Origin of the sequence: Pseudomonas sp. ZY71 (assembly GCF_036542145.1) — a bacterium.
In the GTDB taxonomy this organism is placed as follows: Bacteria; Pseudomonadota; Gammaproteobacteria; order Pseudomonadales; family Pseudomonadaceae; genus Aquipseudomonas; species Aquipseudomonas koreensis_A.
The window spans coordinates 722502-749072 of record NZ_CP144274.1; the positions used below are offsets into that span (position 1 = coordinate 722502).

Annotated in this window: 22 protein-coding genes; 9 read left to right on the forward strand and 13 right to left on the reverse strand. The window is 59.3% G+C overall.

The window, feature by feature from the left end:
* Positions 1–15: 15 nt before the first annotated feature.
* The 3 genes from VY732_RS03065 to VY732_RS03075 all read left to right on the forward strand — a co-directional run bounded on the left by VY732_RS03065 (position 16) and on the right by VY732_RS03075 (position 2460).
* On the forward strand, positions 16–795 hold the full coding sequence (locus VY732_RS03065; RefSeq protein ID WP_331694081.1) for a hypothetical protein: 780 nt from the start codon (positions 16–18) through the stop codon (positions 793–795).
* Positions 796–907: 112 nt separating this feature from the next.
* On the forward strand, positions 908–1726 hold the full coding sequence (locus VY732_RS03070; RefSeq protein WP_331694083.1) for a hypothetical protein: 819 nt from the start codon (positions 908–910) through the stop codon (positions 1724–1726).
* 50 nt (positions 1727–1776) lie between these two features.
* The gene (locus VY732_RS03075) at positions 1777–2460 is read left to right on the forward strand and encodes a hypothetical protein (RefSeq protein WP_331694084.1); all 684 of its coding nucleotides are present in this window, start codon (positions 1777–1779) and stop codon (positions 2458–2460) included.
* A gap of 88 nt (positions 2461–2548) precedes the next feature.
* Here the strand turns inward: VY732_RS03075 and VY732_RS03080 are convergent, their stop codons facing one another.
* The 13 genes from VY732_RS03080 to gcbA all read right to left on the reverse strand — a co-directional run bounded on the left by VY732_RS03080 (position 2549) and on the right by gcbA (position 19446).
* The gene (locus tag VY732_RS03080) at positions 2549–3145 is read right to left on the reverse strand and encodes a MarC family protein (RefSeq protein ID WP_331694086.1); all 597 of its coding nucleotides are present in this window, start codon (positions 3143–3145) and stop codon (positions 2549–2551) included.
* Between the two features lie 64 nt (positions 3146–3209).
* Positions 3210–5987: a hybrid sensor histidine kinase/response regulator gene (locus tag VY732_RS03085; RefSeq protein WP_331694088.1), complete on the reverse strand. Its 2778-nt coding sequence runs from the start codon at positions 5985–5987 to the stop codon at positions 3210–3212.
* A gap of 99 nt (positions 5988–6086) precedes the next feature.
* Positions 6087–7382 carry a phosphoribosylamine--glycine ligase gene (gene purD, locus VY732_RS03090; protein ID WP_331694090.1) on the reverse strand — a complete coding sequence of 432 codons (1296 nt, stop codon included), beginning with the start codon at positions 7380–7382 and terminating at the stop codon, positions 6087–6089.
* Between the two features lie 155 nt (positions 7383–7537).
* Positions 7538–9145: a bifunctional phosphoribosylaminoimidazolecarboxamide formyltransferase/IMP cyclohydrolase gene (gene purH / locus VY732_RS03095; RefSeq protein WP_095047355.1), complete on the reverse strand. Its 1608-nt coding sequence runs from the start codon at positions 9143–9145 to the stop codon at positions 7538–7540.
* A gap of 83 nt (positions 9146–9228) precedes the next feature.
* The gene (gene fis, locus VY732_RS03100; protein WP_002555375.1) at positions 9229–9549 is read right to left on the reverse strand and encodes a DNA-binding transcriptional regulator Fis; all 321 of its coding nucleotides are present in this window, start codon (positions 9547–9549) and stop codon (positions 9229–9231) included.
* Positions 9546–10556 carry a tRNA dihydrouridine synthase DusB gene (dusB, locus tag VY732_RS03105; RefSeq protein ID WP_116031736.1) on the reverse strand — a complete coding sequence of 337 codons (1011 nt, stop codon included), beginning with the start codon at positions 10554–10556 and terminating at the stop codon, positions 9546–9548. The genes fis and dusB overlap by 4 nt, the downstream gene beginning before the upstream one ends.
* A gap of 185 nt (positions 10557–10741) precedes the next feature.
* Positions 10742–12010 (reverse strand): DUF3426 domain-containing protein, encoded by a 1269-nt coding sequence (locus VY732_RS03110; RefSeq protein WP_331694195.1) that lies wholly within the window; start codon positions 12008–12010, stop codon positions 10742–10744.
* A gap of 30 nt (positions 12011–12040) precedes the next feature.
* A complete protein-coding gene (gene prmA, locus VY732_RS03115; protein WP_008078183.1) occupies positions 12041–12919 on the reverse strand; it encodes a 50S ribosomal protein L11 methyltransferase in 879 nt (292 codons plus the stop codon).
* 268 nt (positions 12920–13187) lie between these two features.
* On the reverse strand, positions 13188–14546 hold the full coding sequence (gene accC, locus VY732_RS03120; protein WP_077570780.1) for an acetyl-CoA carboxylase biotin carboxylase subunit: 1359 nt from the start codon (positions 14544–14546) through the stop codon (positions 13188–13190).
* A gap of 17 nt (positions 14547–14563) precedes the next feature.
* Positions 14564–15025 carry an acetyl-CoA carboxylase biotin carboxyl carrier protein gene (gene accB / locus VY732_RS03125; RefSeq protein WP_150652411.1) on the reverse strand — a complete coding sequence of 154 codons (462 nt, stop codon included), beginning with the start codon at positions 15023–15025 and terminating at the stop codon, positions 14564–14566.
* A gap of 48 nt (positions 15026–15073) precedes the next feature.
* Positions 15074–15526, reverse strand: coding sequence for a type II 3-dehydroquinate dehydratase (gene aroQ, locus VY732_RS03130; RefSeq protein WP_007914604.1), 453 nt, complete (start codon positions 15524–15526; stop codon positions 15074–15076).
* Positions 15527–15777: 251 nt separating this feature from the next.
* On the reverse strand, positions 15778–17724 hold the full coding sequence (locus VY732_RS03135) for a methyl-accepting chemotaxis protein (RefSeq protein ID WP_331694200.1): 1947 nt from the start codon (positions 17722–17724) through the stop codon (positions 15778–15780).
* A gap of 51 nt (positions 17725–17775) precedes the next feature.
* Positions 17776–19446 carry a diguanylate cyclase GcbA gene (gene gcbA / locus VY732_RS03140; protein WP_034151562.1) on the reverse strand — a complete coding sequence of 557 codons (1671 nt, stop codon included), beginning with the start codon at positions 19444–19446 and terminating at the stop codon, positions 17776–17778.
* A gap of 434 nt (positions 19447–19880) precedes the next feature.
* Here gcbA and VY732_RS03145 point away from each other — a divergent pair, with 434 nt between their 5' ends.
* From VY732_RS03145 to VY732_RS03170, 6 genes are all read left to right on the forward strand, one after another.
* Positions 19881–20948 (forward strand): DUF2333 family protein, encoded by a 1068-nt coding sequence (locus tag VY732_RS03145; RefSeq protein ID WP_016984927.1) that lies wholly within the window; start codon positions 19881–19883, stop codon positions 20946–20948.
* 3 nt (positions 20949–20951) lie between these two features.
* Entirely contained in the window at positions 20952–21509 is a 558-nt protein-coding gene (locus tag VY732_RS03150) for an NUDIX hydrolase (protein ID WP_150795281.1), read from the forward strand.
* A gap of 188 nt (positions 21510–21697) precedes the next feature.
* Positions 21698–22069: a translation initiation factor Sui1 gene (locus VY732_RS03155; RefSeq protein WP_137217637.1), complete on the forward strand. Its 372-nt coding sequence runs from the start codon at positions 21698–21700 to the stop codon at positions 22067–22069.
* A gap of 219 nt (positions 22070–22288) precedes the next feature.
* The gene (gene speA, locus VY732_RS03160; RefSeq protein ID WP_034151560.1) at positions 22289–24202 is read left to right on the forward strand and encodes an arginine decarboxylase; all 1914 of its coding nucleotides are present in this window, start codon (positions 22289–22291) and stop codon (positions 24200–24202) included.
* A gap of 233 nt (positions 24203–24435) precedes the next feature.
* Positions 24436–25779, forward strand: coding sequence for a type VI secretion system Vgr family protein (locus VY732_RS03165; protein WP_137217636.1), 1344 nt, complete (start codon positions 24436–24438; stop codon positions 25777–25779).
* A complete protein-coding gene (locus tag VY732_RS03170) occupies positions 25776–26570 on the forward strand; it encodes a DUF4123 domain-containing protein (RefSeq protein ID WP_077570793.1) in 795 nt (264 codons plus the stop codon). Before VY732_RS03165 ends, VY732_RS03170 begins: the two co-directional genes overlap by 4 nt.
* The last annotated feature ends 1 nt before the right edge of the window (position 26571 follow it).

Below are 26571 nucleotides of genomic sequence, written 5' to 3' on the forward strand. Positions count from 1 at the left end.
CAAAAAGGAATCAAGATGAGTGTAGACGTTAGTGTCATTCCACCGCTCGCTGAACGTTTGACGTTTCTTCGTGAAATAAAATTGCTCACAGCGCCGAAAATCCGGCACCGCGTGTTTTCCGTTAAAAGTCACTCGGCGCTTGAGGGCATTGGCAGTCAAAATGCAGTATTGCTGGGTGATACGCTGCTGAATTACATGGAGGGAATGAGCCGGGATGAGAAGCGTGAAATAAGAAATAGTGTGAGGCTTGCCCAGATTCTGAGTAATAAGTACAAAGACGAAAAGCTCGACCTTACAGCGTGGCTTGATCTATATGCCAAGGCATTGAATCATCTTGGGTGGCACTCGGATCGGAAGCCCGGCGAAAAAAAGTACGAGGATTTTTCCGGCGACATCTCCAGCAAAATGGTCGATGTTGTCAGGGCACTGGGCAACGAGCCGATGCTGGATAACACGCTGGCTGCCTTTGCCGCACTGAAAAACCATAAAGCGGGATTAGCCTCTTATGCGAAGGAAAGTCTTTGGGGGCAGTCGTTTCAAACAATGCCGTCCGGACGCGACCAGCAAGGACGAATCACACTGGTCTTGAATCATTCACGATTGAATGCCATGCGCCAAGTGGAGAATTTCCTTTTCTGCCACTGGCGCTCGGGTGAAGTTGTACTGCGTCATAACTATCTTAGTTTTTTTCTGGACAGAAATGCTTACGCACAAGTCCGTGCCGAAGTAGAGGCGATTCTTGAAGAAGATGATATGAGGGAAATCGACTTGCGGTCGGAGTTGATTGGTGTGTGAGGTGTGGCGCAAGTTTACTTGTTGTAATGTTCTTTCTGTTGATGTGAATTTGGCGTTTGGTTAGTTTGTTGTTCAAGCCGCAACGGCTTTTTATAAATATATGGATATAGAAATGAATGACGTAATTGCTGTAAAAATGAATGAAGCGGAAAGTCTCAAGTTTATCGAAGACTGCTGTAAGGAAGGCATCGCTGTTCTGAAGGGTTCCCGTTCGATCATGCCTTTCGCCCGAGCATTCAAACTGGACCTGCCAGACAAGGATGCCTTGAGTAACGCGGTACTTAACTCGACGATGATCGCCTTTCCTGAAGGTATGAAGCGTCGCCATAAGACCATTATCAAGCGTACGTTTCTGTTTGCTGATTTGTCTGCGCAGATCAAGTACCCGAACAAAGCAGACGCAGCCAAGCGTCTGTCCTACATGCTCCAGGGTTTGAATGCCATGGGCTGGGCACATTTCGGTAAGCCTGAGACCTTTGAGGAAACCGTCTCCAGTGGCGTGACGATGTCGAATCTGGTTGTGGACATCGCCAAGGCAGCACTGGGTGCAGTGGGCGTTGGAACCATTGGTGAAGTGATGAAGCTGGGGGCTGACGCGGCCATCAAAGGCCTCGAAGGTAACGCCGAAGCTCTGAAGCTTTATGAGAAAAATGGCAAGAAGGCCGGTGGTTCGAACTTCGGCGTGATGAGCGCGGCCGAAAGCAAAGACGATGATATTTACCTTACCGTAGGCGCGATCAGCTACAGCATTAAATCCGGCAGCTCGCATGTTGCGTTCTTCGACAAAACCGAATCTTCTTCCAGTGTGATCAAAGGGCATGGCGTATTTACCATGTACCCCGACGAAGACTTCACCGCGAAGAAAGAAGCGGCAGCCAATCGCTTCTACGAAGCGATCGACGCTGCTCTGGAAATGGAATACGGTTTCTGATTTTTCAGGCCAGGCGCTTGGCGCCTGGCCTCTTCATGGATTGATAAAGTATGAAATACCATGGATATGCCAACGCCGGATGCCTGTTGGCATGCGCCACATCGCTACCTGACCAGCATCTGGAAGATATTCTGTCCTCATCTGTTTACATGCAGTTGTCGTGCAATAACAGGTTTCCGTTGTTTGCAGACTACAAAGCCTGGAATGACCGCTACTCACAAGTTCAGCGTTTTTGCCTCTATAAACTATCGGGCTGGCTCAGTCATGAGGGGTTTTCAACCTCGCTCGATAAATCCCTGACGCCAACAGAGATGGTTTGTGCTGCATTGTCAGGGGCTTTATCGGCTGAGGAAAAGTGTCTGCTGGAGCGGCTGATGCAGGATTTTTCGCAATTGAATGCCGACAGCAAAGCATCGATTTTATTCAGGCAGCGCGCAGTTGAATCAGTTTCGCCAGTCTTGGAAGGAGAGGGAATGGTCAATCGTGTCCGAGTCCAGGTCGGCGTCGTTGACGATAAATCCACGGTGAAATACGTGATACTTAACATTGCAACGCGCCAACCTGTCGAAGCCTGCTTTTTGCGGCAGGAATTCACATTGGGTGAGATGGTTGAAAGTATTCATGCCGCGTACTTTGTCGCGCAGCTGGATGAGGACTATGCCGATTCCAAAAGAGCCATGGTGCTCAGAACTCTCGACGGAAGAGAAACCATGGAAATCGAGCGGTTTGTCTAAACCGCTCGATTGAATATTGGTTAAAAATGGGCAGAAGAATGGAAAGCTTCGCGCTTTCACGTCTGGGGTCTCCATCACTGCGTGGCACTCAAGGCACCAGGTAACCCTTTATTCCGGTAAATATGATCTGCGCAGCCAGTGCGCAGACGAACAACCCCATCAATCTACTCACTATCTGCAAACCCTGATCCCCCAGAATCTGTTCAATCCGGTTTGACAGATAAAGCACGACCCCGACTGTGAAGCTGGCCAGTACGATGCTCATGATGGCAGTGAGTTTGTCGTCCCAATGGGGTTGGCTAACGCCCATCACCAACAATGCGCCGATGGTCCCGGGACCGACCGTGATAGGAATGGTCAGTGGAACGATGGTCACGTCTTGCTGCACGTTATCGGCCTGCACCGCTGACTTGCCTTGCGCCATGCCGAGTGCCGAGATGAACAGCACGCTGCCGGCACCGATCCGGAACGCATCCACGGTAATTCCGAATACATCGAAAATCACCCGTCCGAACAAATACAGCAAGACGCTGGAGACCAGCGTGGCCACCGCAACTTTCCATGCCAGGCGCCGTTGCTCCTTGCGCGAATAACCGCGGGTCAGGCTGATAAAGCAGGAGAGCACGAAGAACGGGCTGTAGAGCACCAGCATCTTCAGGTAAACGCTGAATAACACATGGAGCATGGTGCAAGCTCACTGGCGAGGGAAGTCGTGGGGGAGTCTATCAGGCGCTACGGGGTCTGTCGGCTCAGGAGGTGGGCGTTGCGGCTCGATTCTGCTGATCTCGCTGAGCAACCCAATGCTCGATCAGCTCGCGCAATTGCGACAACTCCACCGGCTTGGACATGTGCCCATCCATCCCGGCCTGACGCGCGCGCTCCTTGTGCTCGGCGAGGATATGCGCCGTCAACGCCACGATTGGCGTGCGGATGCGTTGGTTGCTGACTTCCCAGGCGCGTAATTGCTGGGTCGCCGAGAAACCATCGAGGATCGGCATTTCGCAGTCCATCAGCACCAGGTCGTAACGCTGGGCTTTCATCGCTTGCAGCGCTTCTTCGCCGTTGGCGGCGGTGTCCGGTTGCAGATTGAGCTTGCCGAGCATGCCGCGAATCACTTTGGTCGAAATCGTATTGTCTTCGGCGACGAGGATGCGGAAATCGCTCGGCACTTTCGCCGCCGTGGCCGGGGTGACCACTTGCGGCTGGAACACCACCTGGCCTTTGTTGCGCTGATTGAGTTCGTCGGCCAGGGTGGTCTTGAGCGTGTAGCCGGCCACCGGTTTGGCGAGGATACGTTTGATCCCCGAGTTGCGCGCGATGATCTTGCTCGGCGCATTGCTGATGCCGGTGAGCATGATCAGCAGGATGTCATGGTTCAGGCTTGGGTCTTCCTTGATCTTGGCCGCGAGCTGCATGCCGGTCATGCCCGGCATGTTCTGATCGAGCAGTACCACATCAAAGTAATCACGCAGGTGCGCCTTGGTTCGCAGCAAGGCCAACGCTTCTTTGCCGGAAGGCACGGCGCTGACATTCAACCCCCACGCACTGCATTGCTGCACCAGCACTTTGCGGCAGGTGTCGTTGTCGTCGACCACCAGCACCCGTGCGCCTTGCAGCGGACTGTCGAGGTCGGAGGTCGGGTGTTCGAGGCGATCCGGATCCAGTGGCAGGGTCAGCCACAGCGTGCTGCCCTGACTGGCGCCGCTCTTGATACCGAATTCGCCCTGCATCAAACGGATCAGTTGCCGTGCGATCACCAGCCCCAGATTGCCGCCCAGGCGGTTGGCCGAGAGGAAGTGTTTGCTGTGCAGTTCGGCGTGCATCAGTGCGTCGCGTTCTTCCTGCTCCATTGGCGCGCCACTGTCCTGCACGGCGATGCGCAGGCGTGGCTTGCTGCTGCGTTCGTCGAGCGCGACGACGATCAGCACTTCGCCTTCATCGGTTTTCTTCAGGGCGTTTTCCAGCAGGCTCAGCAGCGTCTGGCGCAGGCGGGTCGGGTCGCCGCTGATTACGCGCGGCACTTGCGGCTGGATAAAGCTGATCAGCTCGACGTTTTGTTGTTCGGCCTTGGCGCGGTAGATGCTCAGGCAATCATCGATCAAGGCGTTGAGGTCGAACTGCACGTCGTCCAGTTCGATCTGCCCGGATTCGAGCTTGGAGATGTCGAGGATTTCGTTGATCAGCGTCAGCAGTTCGTTGCCGGCGCTATGAATGGTCTGTACGTAGTCGCGTTGCTTGACCGAAAGGGGCGTGCCCAGCAGCAGTTCGGTCATGCCCAGCACGCCGTTCATGGGGGTGCGGATTTCGTGGCTGATCTTGGCGAGGAATTCGGCTTTGGCGTTGATCTCGGCATTGCTCGCGGCGAGGTCGCGGCTGACGCTGAAACGGCTTTCGGTGATGCTGCGCTGACGCTCGCCGAGGGCGATGCTCATCAACAGGCCGCTGATGCAGATGAACGCCATCAGGGTCATAATCAAGCCTTGCGGCGACACCAGCGTCAGCCCCAGCAAGGCAGGCAGAATGATCAATGTGCCGATGTTGAACACCACCATCGCCGCGACGAACAAGCGCGCCGGACGGTAACCCTTCTGCCAGTGATAGAACGCGACGAACAACATGCTCAGGCCGGCCAGCGCCACCAGTGCATAAGTGATGATGTTCAGCGGCAGGGTGTTGACGAACAACAGCAACAGGCTGCAGGTCACGATAAACAGGATGTCGCCAATCAACAGTTTGTTCAGCGGGTGCGGACCGAGCGGGGCGAAGAAGCGATAGGCGAACATCAACCCGGCTGGAGCCGTCAACAGCAACGCGAGATAGGCGCCCGGCGTCTGCACCGCATGCCAGTTCGGCAGCCAGGGGCCGGCGAGGTTGAGCAGCAGCAACAGGCTCAGGCCCAACAAGCCTTCGCAGACCGCCAGCCACAGGCTGCTGCGCGAGCGGGAATAGGCGTAGCGCACCAGGTTGTGCAACAACAGCATGGCGAGGCAGCCGAACAGCAAACCGAAGACCAGCGTCTGATTGTGGTTGGCCGCGCTCATCACCGCTGATTGCAGAGTCACGTGCGGGCGCAACTGATGATCGGAGACCAGACGCAGATAGACGTCGAGAGGTTTGTCGCTCTGTGGCAGTGGCAGCATGAAGTCGCTGCTCGGCAACGGTCGTTCGGCCTGTGGCTGATCGGTGCCGGTGTTGCGTTGCTCGATCAGCTGGTCGCCGTCGAGCACGTAGAGACTGAGCTTTGACAGGTCAGGGGCGAAGATGCGCAGCACTTGTTCGTGCTTGCCCGGCGCCAGCCGGAAACGCAACCACAATGCGCCATCGGGCTCGGACGCAGTGAGGCGGTCAAGGTCGATGGGGCTGAATTGATTGGTGTAGCGAGCGGAGCGGATATCGCTCAGTTGCAGATTGCCCTGATCGTCGAGCAATACCGACCAGCCACTGCCTTGCGCGGCCTGGGCCGGGAGCATGCAGAGCAAGGTCAGCATCGTGACGGTGAAGCTTATGGCAATCCTGAGCCAGCGCACGGCGAAATCCCTTCGTAGGTTGATGCCAGAATATAACGATGCGCGGCGGCGGAACAGCCCGGCGAGGAACGGTATCCCTCGCCGGACTTGATCGACAGCTTATTCCTGGGTTTCGCCACGCTCACGGGCAATGGCGCGGTAGCCAATGTCCTTGCGGTAGAAGCAGCCTTCCCAGTCGATGGCGGCCGCGAGCTTGTAGGCTTGCTGCTGCGCTTCACCGACGCTGGCGCCCATTGCAGTGGCGCAGAGCACGCGACCACCGGCAGTTACGACGTTGTCATCTTTCAGCGCGGTGCCGGCGTGGAAGACTTTGCCTTCCAGCTTCGCCGCTGCGTCCAGACCGTTGATCGCTGCGCCCTTGGCGTAATCGCCCGGGTAACCGCCAGCGGCCAGCACGATGCCGACGCTCGGACGTGGATCCCACTGCGCTTCAACCTTGTCCAGCGCTTGCGCCAGAGCGGCTTCGACCAGCAGCACCAGGCTCGATTGCAGACGCAGCATCACCGGTTGGGTTTCCGGATCGCCGAAGCGGCAGTTGAACTCGATAACCTTCGGGTTACCGGCCTTGTCGATCATCAGACCGGCGTAAAGGAAACCGGTGTAGACGTTGCCTTCATCGGCCATGCCGCGCACGGTCGGCCAGATCACCAGATCCATCACGCGCTGGTGCACGTCGGCGGTGACCACCGGGGCAGGGGAGTAGGCACCCATGCCGCCAGTGTTCGGACCGCTGTCGCCGTCGCCAACACGTTTGTGGTCCTGGCTGGTGGCCATCGGCAAAACGTTTTTGCCGTCGACCATGACGATGAACGAAGCTTCTTCGCCGTCGAGGAATTCTTCGATGACCACACGCGAACCGGCGTCACCGAAAGCGTTGCCAGCGAGCATGTCACGCACGGCGTCTTCGGCTTCAGCCAGGGTCATGGCGACGATCACGCCTTTACCGGCGGCCAGGCCATCGGCCTTGATCACGATCGGTGCGCCTTTTTCACGCAGATAAGCCAGAGCCGGCTCGATCTCGGTGAAGTTCTGGTAGTCGGCGGTCGGGATCTTGTGGCGCGCGAGGAAATCCTTGGTGAAGGCTTTCGAACCTTCCAGCTGCGCAGCACCGGCGGTCGGGCCGAAGCAGTCCAGACCACGGGAGCGGAACAGATCGACAACGCCAGCCACCAGTGGCACTTCCGGACCAACGATGGTCAGGGAAACGTTTTTCTCGGCAAAGTCGGCCAGTTGCTCAAGGGCCAGCACGTCGATGGCGACGTTTTCGCACTTGGCTTCGATGGCGGTGCCAGCGTTGCCCGGTGCAACGAAAACCTTCTGCACGCGCGGATCCTGAGCCACTTTCCAGGCCAGGGCGTGTTCACGGCCACCGCTGCCAATGATCAAAACATTCATTTCAAAAACCTCGGATGACGCTAATTCTGTTGAGCGCCGCGGGGACGCTTTTCTGTAGGAGTGAGCCTGCTCGCGATTGCGGTGTGTCAGTCACTGCAGCTTTGACTGATCAATGGCTATCGCGAGCAGGCTCACTCCTACATTGGAACGTGTTCTTAGTGACGGAAGTGGCGCATGCCGGTGAAGACCATCGCAATGCCAGCCTCATCGGCTGCAGCAATCACTTCAGCATCACGCATCGAACCACCCGGCTGGATCACCGCAGTGATACCGACCTTGGCCGCGTTATCCAGGCCGTCGCGGAACGGGAAGAACGCGTCGGAGGCCATGACCGAACCGGCGACTTGCAGGCCGGCGTGCTCAGCCTTGATCGCGGCGATACGTGCCGAGTTTACGCGGCTCATCTGGCCCGCGCCGACACCGATGGTCTGACGGTTCTTGGCGTAGACGATGGCGTTGGACTTAACGTACTTGGCAACCTTCCAGGCGAAGATCAGGTCATGGATTTCCTGTTCGGTCGGCGCACGTTTGGTCACGACCTTCAGGTCATCGGCGCTGATCATGCCGATGTCGCGGCTCTGTACCAGCAGGCCGCCGTTGACGCGCTTGTAGTCCCACGCAGCAGCGCGGTCAGCCGACCACTCGCCGCACGCCAGCAGGCGCACGTTGGCTTTCGCCGCAACAATCGCGCGGGCTTCTGCGCTGACGCTTGGGGCGATGATCACTTCAACGAACTGACGCTCGACGATCGCCTTGGCGGTCTCGGCATCCAGTTCACGGTTGAAAGCGATGATGCCGCCGAACGCCGACTCGGTGTCGGTGGCGTAAGCCAGTTCGTAGGCCTGACGGATACCGCCTTCAGCGTCCGGGCTGACTGCCACGCCGCACGGGTTGGCGTGCTTGACGATCACGCAGGCTGGCTTGACGAAGCTTTTCACGCATTCCAGTGCGGCGTCAGTGTCAGCCACGTTGTTGTACGAGAGTTCTTTGCCTTGCAGTTGGGTCGCGGTGGCGATGCCGACTTCGGCAGGCTTGGCTTCTACGTAGAACGCCGCGCTCTGGTGCGGGTTCTCGCCGTAGCGCATTTCCTGAGCCTTGATGAACTGGCTGTTGAAGGTGCGCGGGAATTCGCTGCGGCCTTCGGTGCTGAGTGTTTCAGCGGCCTGATTCACGGTGCCCATGTAGTTGGCGATCATGCCGTCATAGGCAGCAGTGTGTTCGAAGGCCTTGAGCATCAGGTCGAAACGCTGAGCGTAGGTCAGGCCGCCGGCCTTGAGGCCTTCGAGCACGCTGGCGTAATCGCTGGCATTCACCACGATCGCTACGTCTTTATGGTTTTTCGCCGCCGAACGGACCATGGTCGGGCCGCCGATGTCGATGTTCTCGATAGCGGTCGGCAGGTCGCAGCCTGGCTTGTTGATGGTGGCTTCGAACGGATAGAGGTTAACGGCGACCAGATCAATCGGCTTGATGCCGTGCTCGCTCATGATCGCGTCGTCGATACCGCGACGACCGAGGATGCCGCCGTGGATTTTCGGGTGCAGGGTTTTCACCCGACCGTCCATCATCTCGGCGAAACCGGTGTAATCCGCGACTTCCACTGCGGCAACACCGTTGTCGCGCAGCAGCTTGAACGTCCCGCCGGTGGAGAGGATCTCGACGCCCAGAGCTTCGAGCTCCTTGGCGAATTCGAGGATCCCGGTCTTGTCGGAAACGCTGATCAAGGCGCGGCGGATCGGCAGGCGGGTAGTCTGGTCGGTCATCTCAATTTCCATCAAAAGCAAAGGAAGTCAGCAAAAAAGGCGACCGTTTTTTACGCGGGCGCCTTTCTGGTTTGATTGAATGCTTACAGCAGATCGTACTGCTTGAGTTTCTTGCGCAGCGTGCCGCGGTTAAGTCCCAGCAACTCACTGGCCTTGGTCTGGTTGCCCTTGACGTAGTTCATCACGCTTTCGAGCAGGGGAGCCTCGACTTCGGAGAGCACCAGGTTGTACACATCCGTGACGGACGCGCCCTCAAGGTGGGCGAAATAATTGTGCAGCGCCTTCTCGACACTCCCGCGAAGGGTCTGACCTTCTTCGCTCGGGGTATTGAGGTGCTGTTTCAAATTCACGTTGTCGCTCACGGGTGTTGTTCCACTCACTAAAGTCTCGGTCATCATCGTCATGCGGCCACCCCTTCTTCGTCCCCTGTCAGGCTCTTGTAACGCTCGGCGAAGAACTCCCGAACGTTGGCGCATTGTGTTTCCGTACCATCCAAACGATTGAAGTGGGCGCGAAACTCCCTGGCGCCCGGCAAGGTTGCGAGATACCAGCCCACATGCTTGCGCGCAATGCGCACGCCCATCACATCCCCATAGAAAGCGTGAAGTGCGGCCAGATGCTCTAGCAGTATGTGTTCCACCTCGATCAGCTCCGGTGCCGGCAATTTCTCGCCGGTACGCAGGAAGTGTTCGATCTCGCGAAAAATCCATGGCCGCCCTTGGGCGGCGCGGCCTACCAACAGGCCATCGGCACCGGTTGCGTCAAGCACGTAACGGGCCTTTTCCGGCGAATCGATATCGCCATTGGCAAACACCGGGATCGACACCGCCTGCTTGATCGCGGCAATCGTGTCGTACTCGGCTTCACCCTTGTACAGATCGGCGCGCGTGCGGCCATGCACTGCCAGCGCGGTGATCCCGGCCTGCTCGGCGATCTTCGCCACGGTCAGACCGTTCTTGTTGTCGCGATCCCAACCGGTGCGGATCTTCAGGGTGACCGGCACATCAACCGCAGCCACGACGGCCTGCAGGATCTCGGTGACCAGTGCTTCATCTTTCAACAACGCGGAACCGGCGGCCTTGTTGCAGACCTTCTTTGCCGGGCAACCCATGTTGATATCAATAATCTGTGCGCCCAGTTCGACGTTGGCCCGGGCTGCATCCGCCAGCATCTGTGCATCACCACCGGCAATCTGTACCGAGCGTGGCTCGGGATCGCCTTCGTGGATCATGCGCATGCGCGACTTGCGGGTGTTCCACAGGCTCATGTCACTGGTGACCATTTCCGAGACTACAAGCCCTGCGCCCAAACGCTTGCACAGCTGACGAAAGGGCTGATCGGTGACGCCCGCCATCGGGGCGAGAATCAAGCCGTTCTGCAATGTGTATGGGCCGATGCGTACCGCCGACATAGGACTTCCCTGAGGTGGGGCCGGATCATGAGAGTTCGAAAAAGGGTTGGCATGATACCCGCTCTCGATGACTGGATAAAGGCTGAATTGAACAAAATCTGAACAGTTATTCTGTTATCGCCACCGGTTTGGTTGTGCGTGACAAAGTCAGAAAACCGCCGTCAATTCGAAAGCGATGAAGCGCGTCACTCGGGCGAGTGGAAACTCAGGCTGTAATTCACCGCTTTCGGGCCTGGATCGAGAATATCCAGCGCGATGTGAATCGGCGTCTGCGGCGGCATTTCCGCCAGGCCTTCGAGGTCGCCTCTCAGGTATTCGCCGGGTTTGAAGCGACGACTGGCGATCAGGTGGCCGTTGAGGTCGGCAAAGCGCAGCTCCAACAATGGAAATGGCTGGGAGAACGTCGCACGGTTGTAAATGATTGCATCGACCACCAGCGCACCGTTGAACTCCGGATGGCTGCGCACCACCAGGTTGCTGCTCTTGATTCGGGCGATGTCGACTTTGGACGGCACCGTGCAGCCGATCTGCGGGCAGATTTGCTGGAACCACGGGCGGTATTGATCCTGTCGGGCCAGTTCATCGAAGTGATAAGAGATGTACTGCGCAGCCAGCCCACCTGCCGCCAGCAAGACCAGCATCAGCCAAAGCAAGCGACGACCCCACGGCGAGCGGCGTTTCTGCCAGTCCAGTTGCAACGGGTCGTCGGTCAGGTCTTGCAGAACTTCTGCGCGTACGCCGGGTTCTGCGCGCTCGCGTTTTTTGCGCAGCGGCTCAATCGATGGCAAATCGTCGGCATCGGGTTTGTCATTGGCCGACAAGCGTTCGCGGCGGGCATTGGGGTCGATCGGGTCGTGCAGGCGCAGGTGCGGGATCGCTGGCTCGTCATCCAGATCCACCGGTTCCAGCGACAGCGAAGGCTCGGTGCGCTCGGATTTGACCGGTTCAATGTCGTCGATCGGCGGCTCGTCGTCCGGCTCAGGCTGCCGCTCGTCGGCAGGTTCGCTGAACAGACTGCCTGGCCATGCCGCGTCATCCGGCTCCGGGCTGTCGCGACGGGCACTCAGGGAGTCTTCGCGCACGCGTCCGAGCTCGGTGGCGGGCTGGATTTCCCGTTGTTCGAGACGGGCCAGTTCTTCATCCAGATCGAGGCTGTCGAGATCAAGCGCCGAGGCGCTCCACTGCTTTTGGCTGATGGCGCGCGGCTCGGGCTGCTCGATGACGGGCGGTGGCTCGAAAGCCGACGGCGCTTCGTCCGGCAGCGCAACCATGGGCGGCGCAACCGGCGTCACCGCGTCCTTGCCGGCGTGTTGTTCCAGCAGCTGTTTGGCGGCGTTGAACACTTGCAGGCAGGAGCCGCAGCGAACCACCCCGCGGGCCACGCTCAATTGAGCATGGCTGACACGGAAACTGGTTTGGCAATGCGGGCACTGGGTGACGAAACTGTCGGTCATGCGGCGATCCGGATTATGCAGGCGGACATATTAGCGCCGACGACCGGTGATGCGCACCCAGCCATCGCGATTGGCGATCGGATCGAGATCAAAGTCCTGCGCATAAGCAGCGGCGACTTCATCACCTTGCTCGGCAAGGATGCCCGACAGCGCCAGACGGCCACCGGATTTCACCAGGCTGGAGAGTTGCGGCGCCAGCGAAACCAGCGGGCCGGCGAGAATATTGGCGACCAGCACATCGGCTTGAACCTGCGGCAGATCTTCCGGCAGGTACAGCGGGAACAGTGCTTCAGCGATGTTGTTGCGCCCGGCGTTGTCGCGCGACGCTTCCAGCGCCTGCACGTCGATGTCGGTGCCGACCGCTTCTTTCGCACCGAGCAACAGGGCGGCGATCGCCAGAATCCCCGAGCCGCAGCCGAAATCCAGCACGTTGCAGTCTTTCAGGTCCTGACCGTCGAGCCATTCCAGGCACAGGGCGGTGGTCGGGTGGGTGCCGGTACCGAAGGCCAGGCCCGGATCCAGCAGCAAGTTGACCGCATCAGGTTCCGGCGCGGCGTGCCAGCTCGGCACGATCCACAGGCGCTGGCCGAAACGCATCGGCTCAAAACCGTCCATCCAGCTGCGTTCCCAGTCCTGATCTTCGATGACTTCGCTGTGATGCTCAGGCAGCGGGCTGCCGGTCAGCAGTTCCAGATGGGCCAGAACCGGTGCCGGTTCGGTGCCGCCTTCGAACAGCGCCAGCAAATGCGTGTGCGCCCACAGTGGGGTGGTGTTGAGTTCCGGCTCGAAGATCGGCTGATCTTCGGCGTCCATGAAGGTCACCGACACGGCGCCCACTTCAAGGAAAGCGTCTTCGTAGGTTTCGGCTTGTTCCGGGCTGATGGCGAGACGTACTTGCAGCCAAGGCATGGCGGGCACCTTTGAAAAATATTGATTGCAGCCTAGTGGCCGGCGAGAAGCGCGCAAGTTTACGCGAGCGCAGGCGGTTTGTGGGAGCTGGATTTGTAGCGCCAATCCCTTGTAGGAGTGAGCCTGCTCGCGATGGCGATGTTGCCGTCAACATAAATGCTGAATGTGCCAGCCTCATCGCGAGCAGGCTCACTCCTACAGGGTTTTGTGAAATCTGTAGAAACAACAAAGCCGCCCGAAGGCGGCTTTGTCTGGTGCGGGCTGAAGCTTAGTGCTTCTCGCCAGCCAGCTTGTGCTCGAGGTAGTGAATGTTCACACCACCCTTGCAGAAGCCTTCGTCGCGAACCAGATCACGGTGCAGCGGGATGTTGGTCTTGATCCCGTCCACCACGATTTCGTCCAGGGCATTGCGCATGCGGGCCATGGCTTCGTCGCGGGTCGCGCCGTAAGTGATCAGCTTGCCGATCAGCGAGTCGTAGTTCGGTGGAACCGCATAACCGCTGTACAGGTGCGAGTCGACGCGAACGCCGTTGCCGCCTGGAGCGTGGAAATGCTTGACCGTACCCGGGCTCGGCATGAAGGTTTTCGGGTCTTCAGCGTTGATCCGGCATTCCAGCGAGTGACCACGGATCACCACATCATCCTGCGTGAACGACAGCTTGTTGCCAGCGGCGATGCTGAGCATCTCCTTGACGATGTCGATACCGGTGACCATTTCCGAAACCGGGTGCTCCACCTGAACACGGGTGTTCATTTCGATGAAGTAGAAACGACCGTTCTCGTACAGGAACTCGAAAGTACCCGCACCGCGGTAACCGATGTCGATGCACGCCTTGACGCAGCGAGCCAGTACTTCTTCGCGCGCTTTCTCATCGATGCCAGGTGCCGGCGCTTCTTCGAGAACTTTCTGGTGACGACGTTGCAGCGAGCAATCGCGGTCGCCCAGATGGATCGCATGACCCTGGCCGTCGGAAAGAACCTGCACTTCCACGTGACGTGGATTGGTCAGGAATTTTTCCAGATAGACCATCGGGTTGCCGAACGCCGCGCCAGCTTCGGTGCGGGTCAGTTTGGCGAAGGCGATCAGGTCTTCTTCCTTGTGCACCACGCGCATGCCGCGACCACCACCGCCGCCAGCGGCTTTGATGATCACCGGGTAGCCGACTTCGCGACCGATGCGCAGCGCCGTTTCTTCGTCTTCCGGCAACGGGCCGTCAGAACCTGGAACGGTCGGTACGCCTGCTTCGATCATCGCGTGCTTGGCCGAAACCTTGTCGCCCATCAGGCGAATGGTGTCGGCTTTCGGGCCGATGAAGGCGAAGCCGGAGTTCTCGACCTGCTCGGCAAAATCGGCGTTTTCCGCGAGGAAACCATAGCCTGGGTGAATGGCGGTAGCGCCAGTCACTTCAGCGGCAGCGATGATGGCCGGGATGTGCAGGTAAGAGTGCGCGGCAGAAGCCGGGCCGATGCAGACGGATTCGTCTGCCAGACCCAGGTGCATCAGCTCTTTGTCGGCCTTGGAGTAAACGGCGACGGTCTTGATGCCCATCTCTTTGCAGGCACGCAGAATCCGCAGGGCGATCTCACCGCGGTTAGCGATCAGAACTTTTTCCAACTTCGCAGTCATCAAAGGCTCTCCGCAGTTCAAACGATGGTGAACAGCGGTTGGTCGTACTCAACCGGCTGGCCGTCTTCGACGAGGATGGACTCGATCACACCGCTAGTTTCAGCTTCGATGTGGTTCATCATCTTCATGGCTTCGACGATGCACAGAGTGTCGCCTTTCTTCACGGTCTGGCCAACTTCAACGAAGGACGGCGAGGTTGGCGAAGATTTACGGTAGAAGGTGCCGACCATCGGCGAACGGGCAACAGTGCCGTTCAGCGCAGGAGCGGCAGCGGCAACCGGGGCTGCAGCAGCAACCGGAGCAGCAGCGGCAGGTGCGGCAGCCGGTGCTTGCATCGGCGCCGGCGCGTAGTACTGCTGAGCCGGGGTCTTGCTGTGACGGCTGATGCGTACGGACTCTTCGCCTTCCTTGATCTCGAGCTCGTCGATGCCGGACTCTTCCAGCAATTCGATCAGTTTCTTAACTTTACGGATATCCATGAATCATCAACTCCCAAGGGTCGGTCAGGGGCGCTTAACGCTTGTAGTTCAAGTCGTTGCCTGTGTTTCAAGCTGTTCTAGTGCAGCCTCCAGGGCCAGTCGGTAACCGCTGGCGCCAAGGCCGCAGATCACTCCCACCGCTACGTCGGAGAAGTAAGAGTGATGGCGGAAAGGTTCGCGTTTGTGCACGTTGGACAAATGCACTTCGATGAATGGGATGCTCACTCCCAGCAACGCGTCACGTAATGCGACACTTGTGTGCGTAAAAGCTGCTGGATTGATCAGAATGAAATCCACGCCTTCGCCGCGCGCGGCGTGGATGCGGTCGATCAATTCGTACTCGGCATTGCTTTGCAGATACAGCAGATGATGGCCGGCTTCACGGGCGCGGCGCTCCAGATCCTGATTGATCTGCGCCAGGGTCGTTGAACCGTAGGTGCCGGGTTCGCGGGTGCCGAGCAGGTTCAGGTTGGGGCCGTGCAGCACCAGTAGGGTTGCCATCTGCGTAGTCCTTGTTATGAATGAGCAATCGTCAGAACCCGGCGACTATGCCGCAAAGACTTTGTGACTGTCCAGTTCTATGCAATAGCCAGCACGATGGCCGATGTTTGCGCGAAATATGTGACCAAGTGATTTGATCCGGTCATTCCGCAAGATAGGCGGTGATACAAATGACGCTATCGCGAGCAGGCTCACTCCTACAGTTGAAATGCGTTCCCTGTAGGAGTGAGCCTGCTCGCGATAGCGGTCTATCAGACGCGAAAGGCCTGAACGGCTGTATGCAGTTGCCCACCCAATACCAGCAGATTCTCACCCTGTTCGCGCCCACGGCCGATGCGCAGCAAGTTATCCCCACCCAATTGATGAATCCGCTCGCTGTGATCGCGAATCTCGCTGACTGCACCGCTTTGCTGCGCGGTGACATCGGCGATGCGGATCGCCGTGTCGGAAATGGTCTGGATCGCGCCGACGATTTTATCCAGCGCACCGTCCGCCGCTTGCGCCTGATTGGCGGTGGCTTCGGCGTGTTCGACCTGCGCGCGCATGCCTTCGACCGATTGACGAGCAGCGGTTTGCAGGCCGGCAATCAGCGTCTGAATCTCGGCTGTCGCGCCTGCGGTGCGTTGTGCCAGTGAGCGCACTTCTTCGGCCACTACGGCGAAACCCCGACCCATTTCCCCGGCACGCGCCGCTTCGATCGCCGCGTTCAGCGCCAGCAGGTTGGTCTGGTCGGCGATCGAACGAATCACCGTCAACACACCGCCGATGGTTGCCGACTCCTCTGCCAGGTGTTCGATCATCTGCGCGTTGCCTTGTACTTCACCGACCAACGCGTGCAGGCCGGTGAGGCTTTGGCCAATGACCGTCTGCCCATGCTCGACGGCCAGTCCGGCATGACGGCTGGCATCCGCCGCCTGCTGTGCGTCACCGGCCACTTGCTGGATTGTCGCTTCAAGTTCGCCGAGGGAATCACGGATCAGCGCGGTGTCGCCAGCCTGATGCTCGGCGCCGCTGTGCAAGTCGTTGCTCAGCTCGGCGAGGGTACGGCTGCTGCCCGCGACTTGTTCGGCATTGCCGCGAATGGTCCCGACCAGATCCACCAGATAGGCGCGCAAGCGGTTCAAAGAGGCTTCGATGTCGTGCAGTTCACGGTTGGTTTTGCCCAGGTGAATATCGCGGCTGAAATCGCCTTCTGCCCAGGTCGACAGCGCAGGCGCGAGATTGGTCAGCGTACGAGCCAGTCGCCGCTGCAAGGTGTCGATCAACAGCGCGATCAGCAGAATCAGGCCGATCATCACGCCTTGCATCAAGCGTACTTCGCCTTGGATTTGTCCGTGCTGGGCCCGCACGACTGGCTCCAGTCCGGCAATGGCTTGCTGCACCGCGGCGATTTTCTGATGGGCGGCGGTACTGAGGTCAGTGCGTTTCTGGATCTGATCGCGGGTGCGCTCAAGCTCAGCCGGATAACGTCCGAGCAAGCTGTTGAGTTCGCGCTTGAGGCCGACGCCAGCATCTTGCGCGACAGTTTTTTCCGTGTTTTCGATGCCCATCATCGCCGCGAAATCGTCGCTGCCCGATTCACTCTTGGCGACAACGCCGAGCAAGGGCAGGGCATCAATCACTTGAGCCTGCGAGCGGATATTGGTGACTTCGCGCTCAACATCGACGGCCAGCTCACTGCGCCCGCTGCTGACCAGTTTGTCCCGCGCCAGCGACAGCTTGCCCAAATGCTGCGAAGCGGCGAGCAGCGGCGTCAGATAAGCCGCGTTACCGTTGGCGTAAGTGCTGAGCTGATCGAGGCTGGCGCTCAATTCGCGCTCGGCCTGCAACAGCAAGGCCTGCGGGTCTCCGGCCAGTTTGCCGGCAGCGAGCAGGTCGGTTTTGCTGAATTCTTCCAGCCCCGTCAAGCTCGGGCGCAGGGTGTCGGCCAGCGCCGGGGGCAATTCACCGAGGTCTTCGCGCAAACCGTCGATGGCCTGGCTGGCGCTGCTCAGGCGCAAGGCGTCGCCGCTGGCGAGGTAATCCTCGACGTTGCGTGCCACCTCGTTCTGAAATTGTTGCGACAACCCCAGATAACGCTCCATCAACAGATACGGGCGTTCGAGGGCTTTTTGCGACCACCACAGCGTCGCGCCGAGTGCGAGGCACACGGCGACCAGCAGCAGCGTATTGAGATTGGTGAGCAACTTCAGGCGCATGACGGCTACCAACGGCAGAAATGGTAAGCGCCTGAATTTATTGCGGTTCTGTTACAGGGTTATGACCGAGTCAGTGGAATCCGATGAAAAAGTGGCACTTTGCTTTGAGTCGCGCGCAGTCTGCACGCGATTGCGCCCGGCACCCTTGGCGCGGTACAGCGCCTCATCGGCCTGGCTGGCCATCATCAGGCTGTCGCAGTCGTCGTGCATTTCCACCACGCCGGCACTGAAGGTGCACCACAAATCCTGGGGCTGCGCCGGGTAATGGATTTCGGCGAAGCGCTGGCGGATTTCGTCGAGCACCTTGTGCGCGGCTTCTATATCGGTGTCGGGCATGACGATGGCGAACTCTTCGCCGCCGTAACGGCCGATGAAATCGGTCTTGCGCAAACGCTGTTTGAGAAACAACGCCAGGCTTTTGATCACCCGGTCGCCCATTGGGTGGCCGTGGCTGTCGTTGACCCGTTTGAAGTGGTCGATGTCGAGCATGGCAAAGCTCAGCGGCTTGTTCTCGCGGCGGGCGCGGAACGAGCAGTCTTCGAGCAATTGCAGAATGTGCGTGTGGTTGTACAGACCGGTGAGGCTGTCGCGGACCATCCGCGCCTTGAGGTTGCGCGCGCGGGCGGCGCGGTTGCGCACGGTGGTGATCAGGTGACGCGGCTTGATCGGTTTGGTCAGAAAATCATCGCCGCCCTCGCTCATGGCGTCGAGCTGCTTGTCCAGATCGTCTTCGGCCGACAGGTAAATGATCGGCACGCTGACATAGCGGTCGTTGTGGCGAATCACCTTGGCCAGTTCGGTGCCGGTGCAGGCCGGCATGTACATGTCGAGGATGATCAGATCGGGCTGGAAGTCGGCCAGTTCGGCCATCGCCTGAATCGGTTCGATCAAGGTGCGCGTGACGATACCGGCGCTGTTGAGCAGGCGTTCGGTGTGCAAAGCCTGCGCACGCGAGTCGTCGATGATCAACACTTTATAAGGCTCGTACTGGGCGACGCAGGTGAGGACTTCGATCTTTTCCAGCAGGCTCGACGCTTCGAGGGTGCCGGTGAGAAATTCCTGGCCCCCGGCACGCACGGCGGCGAGACGGGTCGGCGTGTCGGTTTCGTGCAGGCTGAAGAACAGCAGCGGCAGTGGCTCCTCGAGCCCGACCTGGGCTTCGGCGGCGAGTTTCAGGCCGATGCCGGCGCCGCTGAAATCCACGTCCATGACGATAGCTGCCGGCAGGCGCTCGACCATCGAGGAGCGAAAAGCCGAAACACTGTCCAGCGCCTGCGCGCTCAGACCGAAGAATTCAAGTTGTTTGGCCAGCCGTTCGGCGCGGTCGTGATCCTGCAGCATCACGTAGATCGGTTTGCGCAGTGGCGGCAGGAAGGTCTGGTCGAGCTGATCGCCATGGCGCAGGCCGGTGCGCGACAAGCGCTGCATCAAGCGATTGAGGTCAGTGATCAGGCCACTGCTGAGGCGGCCGCGGTTGGCGTCCACTGCTTCCAGCGATTGGCTGATGTGCCGCGCGAGCTGAGTGTGTTCCGGCTGTTCGAAGCGCTCGGCAAAACGCAGCAGGCGCAGGTTGGCCTCGCTCAGTTCGGCGAGGTCGACAGTGGACCACTCACTGCGTTGCAGGCGCTGCCATATCTCAAGAATCTGACGTGCCTGATGAATTACCCGCTGGGCAAAGTGGTGCTTGAGACGCTCACGGCTGGGGTCTTCTGGCTCGGTCATATCCTGACTACTAGTTAGGCTGCATGCTGAGATCGACTGGTGGCTCTATGCTAGCACCTCTTTTCCCTTAGACGAGTGTCGTACGTCAATAATCTGCAATGCGTCACCATTCAGTTTCTGACCGGGCGGTTTTGTTTTTGACCTTGTCGTCGCTCAAGCCCCCGTAGGCCGGGCGCTCCCTGATTGATCAGGGCGATCTGGATGAGTTGTCAGTCGTACGTTCATGCGCGCGATGAATGAGCTTTGCAAGGGTTTTCAATAGCCTGCCATTCGAATCGCTGAGGCGCGGGCATCGGGGATTCCCTTAGTCAGCGTCGAAGCGTCATTCGCCCACATGATTTGCGGCTTATCGTTACGCGCGGGTGCCCGGCTCTGGCACGTTGTTGTATGGTTGTGGTCGAACCGTTGAACCCAAGATTTGAAAGGATATCGCCATGCTGGACTGGAAAAACCGCGCGGGCAGCGCGCCTGAACGTGCCGCCGAGCCCAAGTCGGCCACCCGCAGCTATGTTGGCGGGCTGCTGTTCAGCCGTGCGCTGGCCACGCTGATCGGCATTTATCTGTTGGTGACCATTGGCCTGGGCTGGTACTGGAGCCAGGAGCCGGCGCTGTTTCCGGTCGCACAAAACGCCCAGGTGGCTGCCGAGAAAGAAGGCAAGCAGATGGTGATCGGCTACACCACGGTTGAAACCCTGAAGACCGTTGCCGGCACCTTGCTCAACAAGCCGGGCGGCTACATCTCCAATGACCGCTTCCCGCCAGGTCTGTGGATGGACAACACGCCGAGCTGGGAATACGGCGTACTGGTGCAGGTGCGTGACTTGACCCGCGCTCTGCGCAAAGATTTTGCCCGTTCGCAATCGCAGTCGGCGGAAGATGCCGATCTGGCCAAGGCCGAACCGCGCTTCAACTTCGACAACAAGAGCTGGATCCTGCCGTCGAGTGAGTCGGAGTACCAGGAAGGTATCAATTCGTTGAGCCGCTATCAGGCGCGCCTGTCTGATCCAACCCAGAAAAACGCGCTGTTCTATGCCCGCGCCGACAACCTGAACAACTGGCTCGGCGATGTCGGCACCCGTCTCGGCTCGCTGTCGCAACGCCTGTCGGCCAGTGTTGGCCGGGTCAAACTCAACACTGCACTGAAAACCGAAGTGCCGGCCATCGGCGAAGTGCCGCAGGTTGACGAGGAAGTTGTCGAGACTCCGTGGATGCAGATCGACAACGTGTTCTACGAAGCACGCGGTCAGGCCTGGGCACTCTCGCACCTGTTGCGCGCCATCGAAGTCGACTTCGCCGATGTCCTGGCGAAGAAGAACGCCACCGTCAGCGTGCGTCAGATCATCCGTGAACTGGAAGCCTCGCAGGAACCGGTCTGGAGTCCTATGATTCTTAACGGCAGTGGCTTCGGCGTGCTGGCCAACCACTCGCTGGTCATGGCCAACTATATTTCCCGTGCCAACGCTGCTGTGATCGATTTGCGTCAACTGCTCAATCAGGGCTGATTCATGAGCCAGAACGCCAAAGAGGCGGCCCATCGCGCCGCCTCGGATGCTGAACAGATCGCCTGGGTCGACGAGCAGGACAACCTGCTCGGCGCTCTCGTGCGCGCCGATTTACGCGAGCGCGGGCTGATCGGCCGTGGCACGTACATCATGTTGTTCAATTCCGCCGGTGATCTTTGCGTGCACCGGCGCACGTTGAGCAAGGCAATTTACCCGGGTTACTGGGATGTCGCGGCAGGCGGCATGGTGCAGGCCGATGAGACTTACGCCGAGTCGGCGGCCCGAGAGCTGGAAGAAGAGTTGGGTGTCAGCGGCGTCGAGTTGACTGCCCATGACCATTTCTACTTCGAGGACACCGGCAATCGCCTGTGGTGTTCGGCGTTTTCCGCTGTATGGGACGGTCCGCTCAAACTGCAGCCGGAAGAAGTCCTCGAAGCACGCTTTATTCCGGTCGAGCAGGTCATGCAGGAAATCCAGCAAAAGCCTTATTGCCCGGACTCTCTGGCCGCGTTGAAGCGCTATCTGAAGGCGCAGCAAAGCGACGTCGCAAAGAACACATGAATTGGCGCCGATTGGCACTTAGCAAGTCGCATTTTTGCCGTTACACTGCGCGACCTTTTCAAGCTGCACCGTCCTGCTTTTATTGAAGCATCCGGTGCAGTAGCGCTGCCCCTGCCTGAGTGGGGCTTCGCGGTCGCTGACCTTGCCCAAGGTTGCGATCAGTCTTTGTCCTCCCAAGAGGATTGCCGGTGGCCAAAAAAGCCGCATCCTTCGCCGCCTTAGGTGGCCTGGTATTTTCCACCGACGCAGGTCGTCATTGCCCGGAATGCAGCAAACCGGTGGACGCCTGTATCTGCAAACAAACCGTGATCCCGGCCGGCGACGGCATTGCCCGCGTGCGTCGCGAGAGCAAGGGCCGTGGCGGCAAGACGGTGACCACCATCACCGGCGTGCCTCTGACCGAAGACGCGCTCAAAGAGTTGGCGACAACGTTGAAGAAACGTTGCGGCACCGGCGGGGCGTTGAAAGACGGCATCATCGAAATCCAGGGCGATCATGTCGAGCTACTCTTGGCTGAGCTGATCAAGCACGGTTTCAAAGCGAAGAAGTCCGGCGGCTAGCAGCCTCTGTGAAAACCACCTGCGGCTTGATCCGGGTCTGAAACATTGCAGATCCGGCGTCGTCTCCATGGTTTTCACAGAGCCTGTTCATGACCGGTTTCTAAACTCCACGCAGTCAGTGCGGTCTACCGCCGCGCTGACGAACCGTCATTTTCATACTTTAGACTGCGCCGGCCTGCGATCAGGCGACGCACTATGACTTCTTTATAGGGGACTTCGATGTCCGTACGACGCACACGCAAAGACGATGGCAGCCAATGGACAGTTGCGGACAGCCGCAGTGTTTACGGGATTCGCCATTGGGGGGCCGGGTATTTCGCGATCAATGACGCCGGTCGCGTCGAAGTTCGTCCGAACGGCCCGAGCAGCTCGCCTATCGACCTGTTCGAGCAAGTCGACCAACTGCGCAAAAGCGGTTTGTCCTTGCCGTTGCTGGTTCGCTTCCCCGATATCCTGCAAGACCGTGTACGCCAGTTGACCGGCGCTTTCGATGCGAACATCGAGCGCCTGGAATACCAGAGCAAGTACACCGCGCTGTACCCGATCAAGGTTAACCAGCAAGAAGCGGTGATCGAGAACATCATCGCCACCCAGGACGTATCCATCGGTCTGGAAGCCGGTTCCAAGCCTGAGCTGCTGGCCGTGCTGGCACTGGCGCCGAAGGGCGGCACCATCGTTTGCAACGGTTACAAGGACCGTGAGTTCATCCGTCTTGCGCTGATGGGCCAGAAGCTTGGCCATAACGTCTTCATCGTCATCGAGAAAGAATCCGAAGTCGGTCTGGTGATCGAAGAAGCCGCGTCGCTGAAGGTCAAGCCACAGGTCGGCCTGCGCGTGCGTCTGTCGTCGCTGGCGTCGTCGAAGTGGGCAGACACCGGTGGCGAGAAATCCAAGTTCGGTCTGTCGGCGGCGCAACTGCTGTCGGTGGTCGAGCGCTTCCGCGCCGCTGGCCTGGATCAAGGCATTCGTCTGCTGCACTTCCACATGGGTTCGCAGATTGCCAACCTCGCTGACTATCAGCACGGCTTCAAAGAAGCGATCCGTTACTACGGCGAGCTGCGTAACCTCGGTCTGCCGGTCGATCACATCGACGTCGGTGGCGGTCTGGGTGTCGACTACGACGGCACGCACTCGCGCAACGCCAGTTCGATCAACTACGACATGGACGATTACGCCGGTGTCGTGGTCGGCATGCTCAAGGAATTCTGCGACGCGCAGGCCCTGCCGCATCCGCACATCTTCTCCGAAAGCGGCCGTTCGCTGACCGCACACCACGCCATGCTGGTGGTGCAGGTGACCGACGTCGAGAAACACAACGACGAAATTCCGCAGATCGAAAACAAGGAATCGCTGCCGGAAACCGTGCAGTGGCTGGTTGATCTGCTCGGCCCGACCGACATCGAAATGGTCACCGAGACCTACTGGCGCGCCACCCACTACATGAGCGACGTGGCCGCGCAGTACGCCGACGGCAAACTGACCCTGGCCGAAAAAGCCTTGGCCGAGCAGTGCTACTTCGCTGTTTGCCGTCGCCTGCACAACTCGCTGAAAGCCCGTCAGCGTTCGCACCGTCAGGTGCTCGACGAGCTCAACGACAAGCTGGCCGACAAGTACATCTGCAACTTCTCGGTATTCCAGAGCCTGCCGGACACTTGGGCGATCGACCAAGTTCTGCCGATCATCCCGCTGCACCGTCTCGACGAAGAGCCGTTGCGCCGCGCGGTGCTGCAGGATCTGACCTGCGACTCCGACGGCAAGATCAACCAGTACGTCGACGAGCAGAGCATCGAAACCAGTCTGCCGGTACACGGTTTGAACGAAGGCGAAGACTACCTGCTGGGCGTGTTCCTCGTTGGCGCCTATCAGGAAATCCTTGGTGACATGCACAACCTGTTCGGGGACACCGACTCGGTGAACATCTACCAGAACGCCGATGGCAGCGTGTACCACGCTGGCATCGAGACCCACGACACCATCGAAGACATGCTGCGTTACGTGCACTTGTCGCCGGAAGAACTGATGACTCACTACCGCGACAAGTGCGCCAGTGCCCGCATCAGTGCCAGTGAGCGCACGCAATTTCTCGATGCCTTGCGTCTGGGCCTGACCCGCTCCTCCTACCTGTCTTCCTGAGGCCAGGTGGCGATCTCGCCGGGTTGTGTGAATTTTTCCTGTAGGTGGCGGAAAATTCGCATGACCCGGTGGGATATCTCCCAATATCTTTGCGAAAGGCTTGGCATTCCCGGCCAGAAAAGTCATCCGGTCTGCTTTTCGCGTAGGTCATTTCCTAAGTTGTACTTCAGCTCTCTACTCGGCCATGGCTCTCGGCGAGAATCCCCGGCCGCCCCTCCTGTAGAGATCCGCCCATGTTCGAACCAGTCAACGAGTCGTCGTTTCGTCTCGATGTAGCGGGCCTGTCCGACCCCTTCGAAGTCCTGGCCTTTACCGGTAGCGAAGCCCTCAGCGAATCCTTTGCGTTCGAGATCGATGTGTTGATCGACGATCCGCACCTGGATCTCGCCGGCCTGCTGTACCGTTCGGCGTTCCTCTGTTTCGGGCCGTCGGGGGAGGGCGTGCACGGGCAACTGCTGAGCCTTGTCCAGCATGAGCACGGACAAGGCTTGCAGTTGAGCCGGATTCGTCTGGGGCCGAAGCTGGGTTGCCTCGCGCTGCGCTTCAGTCAGCGCATCTTCAGTGGTCGTTCGGTGCCGCAGATCATCGAGCAAGTGCTCAGGGAGCACGGGATCGTCGGTCCTCAGCGCCGTTTCCAATTGCATGGCAACTACCCGGCCCGGACGTTCTGCACGCAATACCGCGAGTCCGATCTGCAACTGCTCCAGCGCTTGTGTGCGCAGGCGCGGATTCACTATTACTTTGAACATGACCGCGACCGGCATTGCCTGGTCTTTGCCGATGATCCGGCGCAGTTGCCATTGGCAGGTGCCGTGCGTTATCGGTGCGAAGACAACGCCGACGGTTCTGCGGCCTTGCACCAGTGGCAATTGCAAAGCACAACTGCGGCCAATGCATCAGCTGTGCAACGCGCGGAAGGTCGCAGTGATCTGGCAGCGTTGCGCAGCGGCCATTGGCTGCGGGTGACTGGGCACCCCTTCGCCGAATGCAATCGCCCATGGTTGCTGACACGCATTGAGCATCGCGCCGATCCATCCCACGAACCGCCGTACGCCAACCGACTGTTCGGCGCGGTGCAGGTACCGTGTGCCTCGGCCAAAGCGCTATCGCGCCTGCGCATGCACAGCCTGCAACGCGCCTGGGTGGTGGCGGTCGATGAACCACAACCCGACCGCTTGCGCCCGGTGGCGGTGCAATTCGACTGGCTGTATCAAGGCGAAGGGGCGGCGCCGAGTCACTGTTGGCTGCCGCTCGCGCCATCTCTGGCACAGGCGCCCATGGCCGCGCTGAGCGATGGGGTCGAGGTGGTGGTGAGCTTTTTCGAGGGCGATCCGGATCAACCGATGATCAGCGGTGTGCTGCAGCCGCCCATCGCCGCCGACAGCGACTGCAACGAGGTCCCGGCGTTGCCACTGCCCGACAGCCTGGTCAGTGACGGCCTGCAGCAACGGCTGATGTCGGGTGAACCTTTGCTGCTGTTGTGCCTGATCCCTGGCGGCGGCAGTTTCAACCATTGCTCCCAGTCGGTGTGCAGTTGTCGACTGGTCACCGCGCTTGAACAGAGCGGCGCAACATGAGTGGCGCGATACTCGAGTCCATGGCGCAGTGGCTGTTGCTCGATGGCCCGGATGCACCGCAGGCCTTGCTGATCTTGCGCCGGGCGTTCGCCGACGTGCAGTGCTTCAATCTGTTCGATGGCACTGAGTTCGAACCGGTCAGCGAGCACGGCCCGGTGCTGATCGATTTGCGCGATTGCCCGGCATTGGCCGCGTTGTGTCACAGCGACCCGAACACCTGGCGCGGGTTGCTGCTGGGTAGTGAGGTCTGTGCTCAACGGTTGCTGAGCCACTTGCAACGCATGCTCACGGTGTCGTTCGGCTTGAGTCATCGGGCCTTGCTCAGCTATTACAACCGACAGACTGCGAGCTATTTTTTCGACGCCTGCGACGCCGCTGAGTTGAGCCGCTGGCTCGGGCCGATCCGTCAGATGCGCTGGTTCGGCGGGACCTGGGCCGACCGTGCAATTGGCAGTCAGGGCTGGCAGCAGTTGCGCAATCCGGGGCTTGCCGTCGAACCGCTGAGCATCGAAGAGAGCCTGACCCGACGCCAGCGCGAACGCTTGCAAACCTGCCTTCTGGAGCAACATGTCTGGCGCTGGTGCCAATCGCTGGGAACCGATTACGCGACGATGTCCTCCCATGTTCAACAAGGCCTGGCGTTGGGATTCAGCGACCGCACCGTGCTCGATGGCTGGTTATGGCTACGCTTGCTGCATCCGCGTGCCGTGCTGGTGCCACCGCCGGTGGGGCTGACCCAACAGCAGCGGCTTGACCATGTACGACGGCAGTGGCACGGCGATCAGTCCTGAA

Excerpts from the sequence above, each read along its gene's own strand:
- speA (WP_034151560.1), top strand. The coding sequence starts at position 22,289 with ATGTCCGTACGACGCACACGCAAAGACGATGGCAGCCAATGGACAGTT.
- VY732_RS03075 (WP_331694084.1), top strand. The coding sequence starts at position 1,777 with ATGAAATACCATGGATATGCCAACGCCGGATGCCTGTTGGCATGCGCC.
- purH (WP_095047355.1), bottom strand. The coding sequence starts at position 9,145 with ATGACCGACCAGACTACCCGCCTGCCGATCCGCCGCGCCTTGATCAGC.
- VY732_RS03145 (WP_016984927.1), top strand. The coding sequence starts at position 19,881 with ATGCTGGACTGGAAAAACCGCGCGGGCAGCGCGCCTGAACGTGCCGCC.
- aroQ (WP_007914604.1), bottom strand. The coding sequence starts at position 15,526 with ATGGCAACCCTACTGGTGCTGCACGGCCCCAACCTGAACCTGCTCGGC.
- purD (WP_331694090.1), bottom strand. The coding sequence starts at position 7,382 with ATGAATGTTTTGATCATTGGCAGCGGTGGCCGTGAACACGCCCTGGCC.
- fis (WP_002555375.1), bottom strand. The coding sequence starts at position 9,549 with ATGACGATGATGACCGAGACTTTAGTGAGTGGAACAACACCCGTGAGC.
- VY732_RS03065 (WP_331694081.1), top strand. The coding sequence starts at position 16 with ATGAGTGTAGACGTTAGTGTCATTCCACCGCTCGCTGAACGTTTGACG.
- VY732_RS03170 (WP_077570793.1), top strand. The coding sequence starts at position 25,776 with ATGAGTGGCGCGATACTCGAGTCCATGGCGCAGTGGCTGTTGCTCGAT.
- VY732_RS03070 (WP_331694083.1), top strand. The coding sequence starts at position 908 with ATGAATGACGTAATTGCTGTAAAAATGAATGAAGCGGAAAGTCTCAAG.
- VY732_RS03110 (WP_331694195.1), bottom strand. The coding sequence starts at position 12,010 with ATGACCGACAGTTTCGTCACCCAGTGCCCGCATTGCCAAACCAGTTTC.
- gcbA (WP_034151562.1), bottom strand. The coding sequence starts at position 19,446 with ATGACCGAGCCAGAAGACCCCAGCCGTGAGCGTCTCAAGCACCACTTT.
- dusB (WP_116031736.1), bottom strand. The coding sequence starts at position 10,556 with ATGTCGGCGGTACGCATCGGCCCATACACATTGCAGAACGGCTTGATT.
- VY732_RS03080 (WP_331694086.1), bottom strand. The coding sequence starts at position 3,145 with ATGCTCCATGTGTTATTCAGCGTTTACCTGAAGATGCTGGTGCTCTAC.
- accC (WP_077570780.1), bottom strand. The coding sequence starts at position 14,546 with ATGACTGCGAAGTTGGAAAAAGTTCTGATCGCTAACCGCGGTGAGATC.
- accB (WP_150652411.1), bottom strand. The coding sequence starts at position 15,025 with ATGGATATCCGTAAAGTTAAGAAACTGATCGAATTGCTGGAAGAGTCC.
- VY732_RS03150 (WP_150795281.1), top strand. The coding sequence starts at position 20,952 with ATGAGCCAGAACGCCAAAGAGGCGGCCCATCGCGCCGCCTCGGATGCT.
- prmA (WP_008078183.1), bottom strand. The coding sequence starts at position 12,919 with ATGCCTTGGCTGCAAGTACGTCTCGCCATCAGCCCGGAACAAGCCGAA.
- VY732_RS03135 (WP_331694200.1), bottom strand. The coding sequence starts at position 17,724 with ATGCGCCTGAAGTTGCTCACCAATCTCAATACGCTGCTGCTGGTCGCC.
- VY732_RS03165 (WP_137217636.1), top strand. The coding sequence starts at position 24,436 with ATGTTCGAACCAGTCAACGAGTCGTCGTTTCGTCTCGATGTAGCGGGC.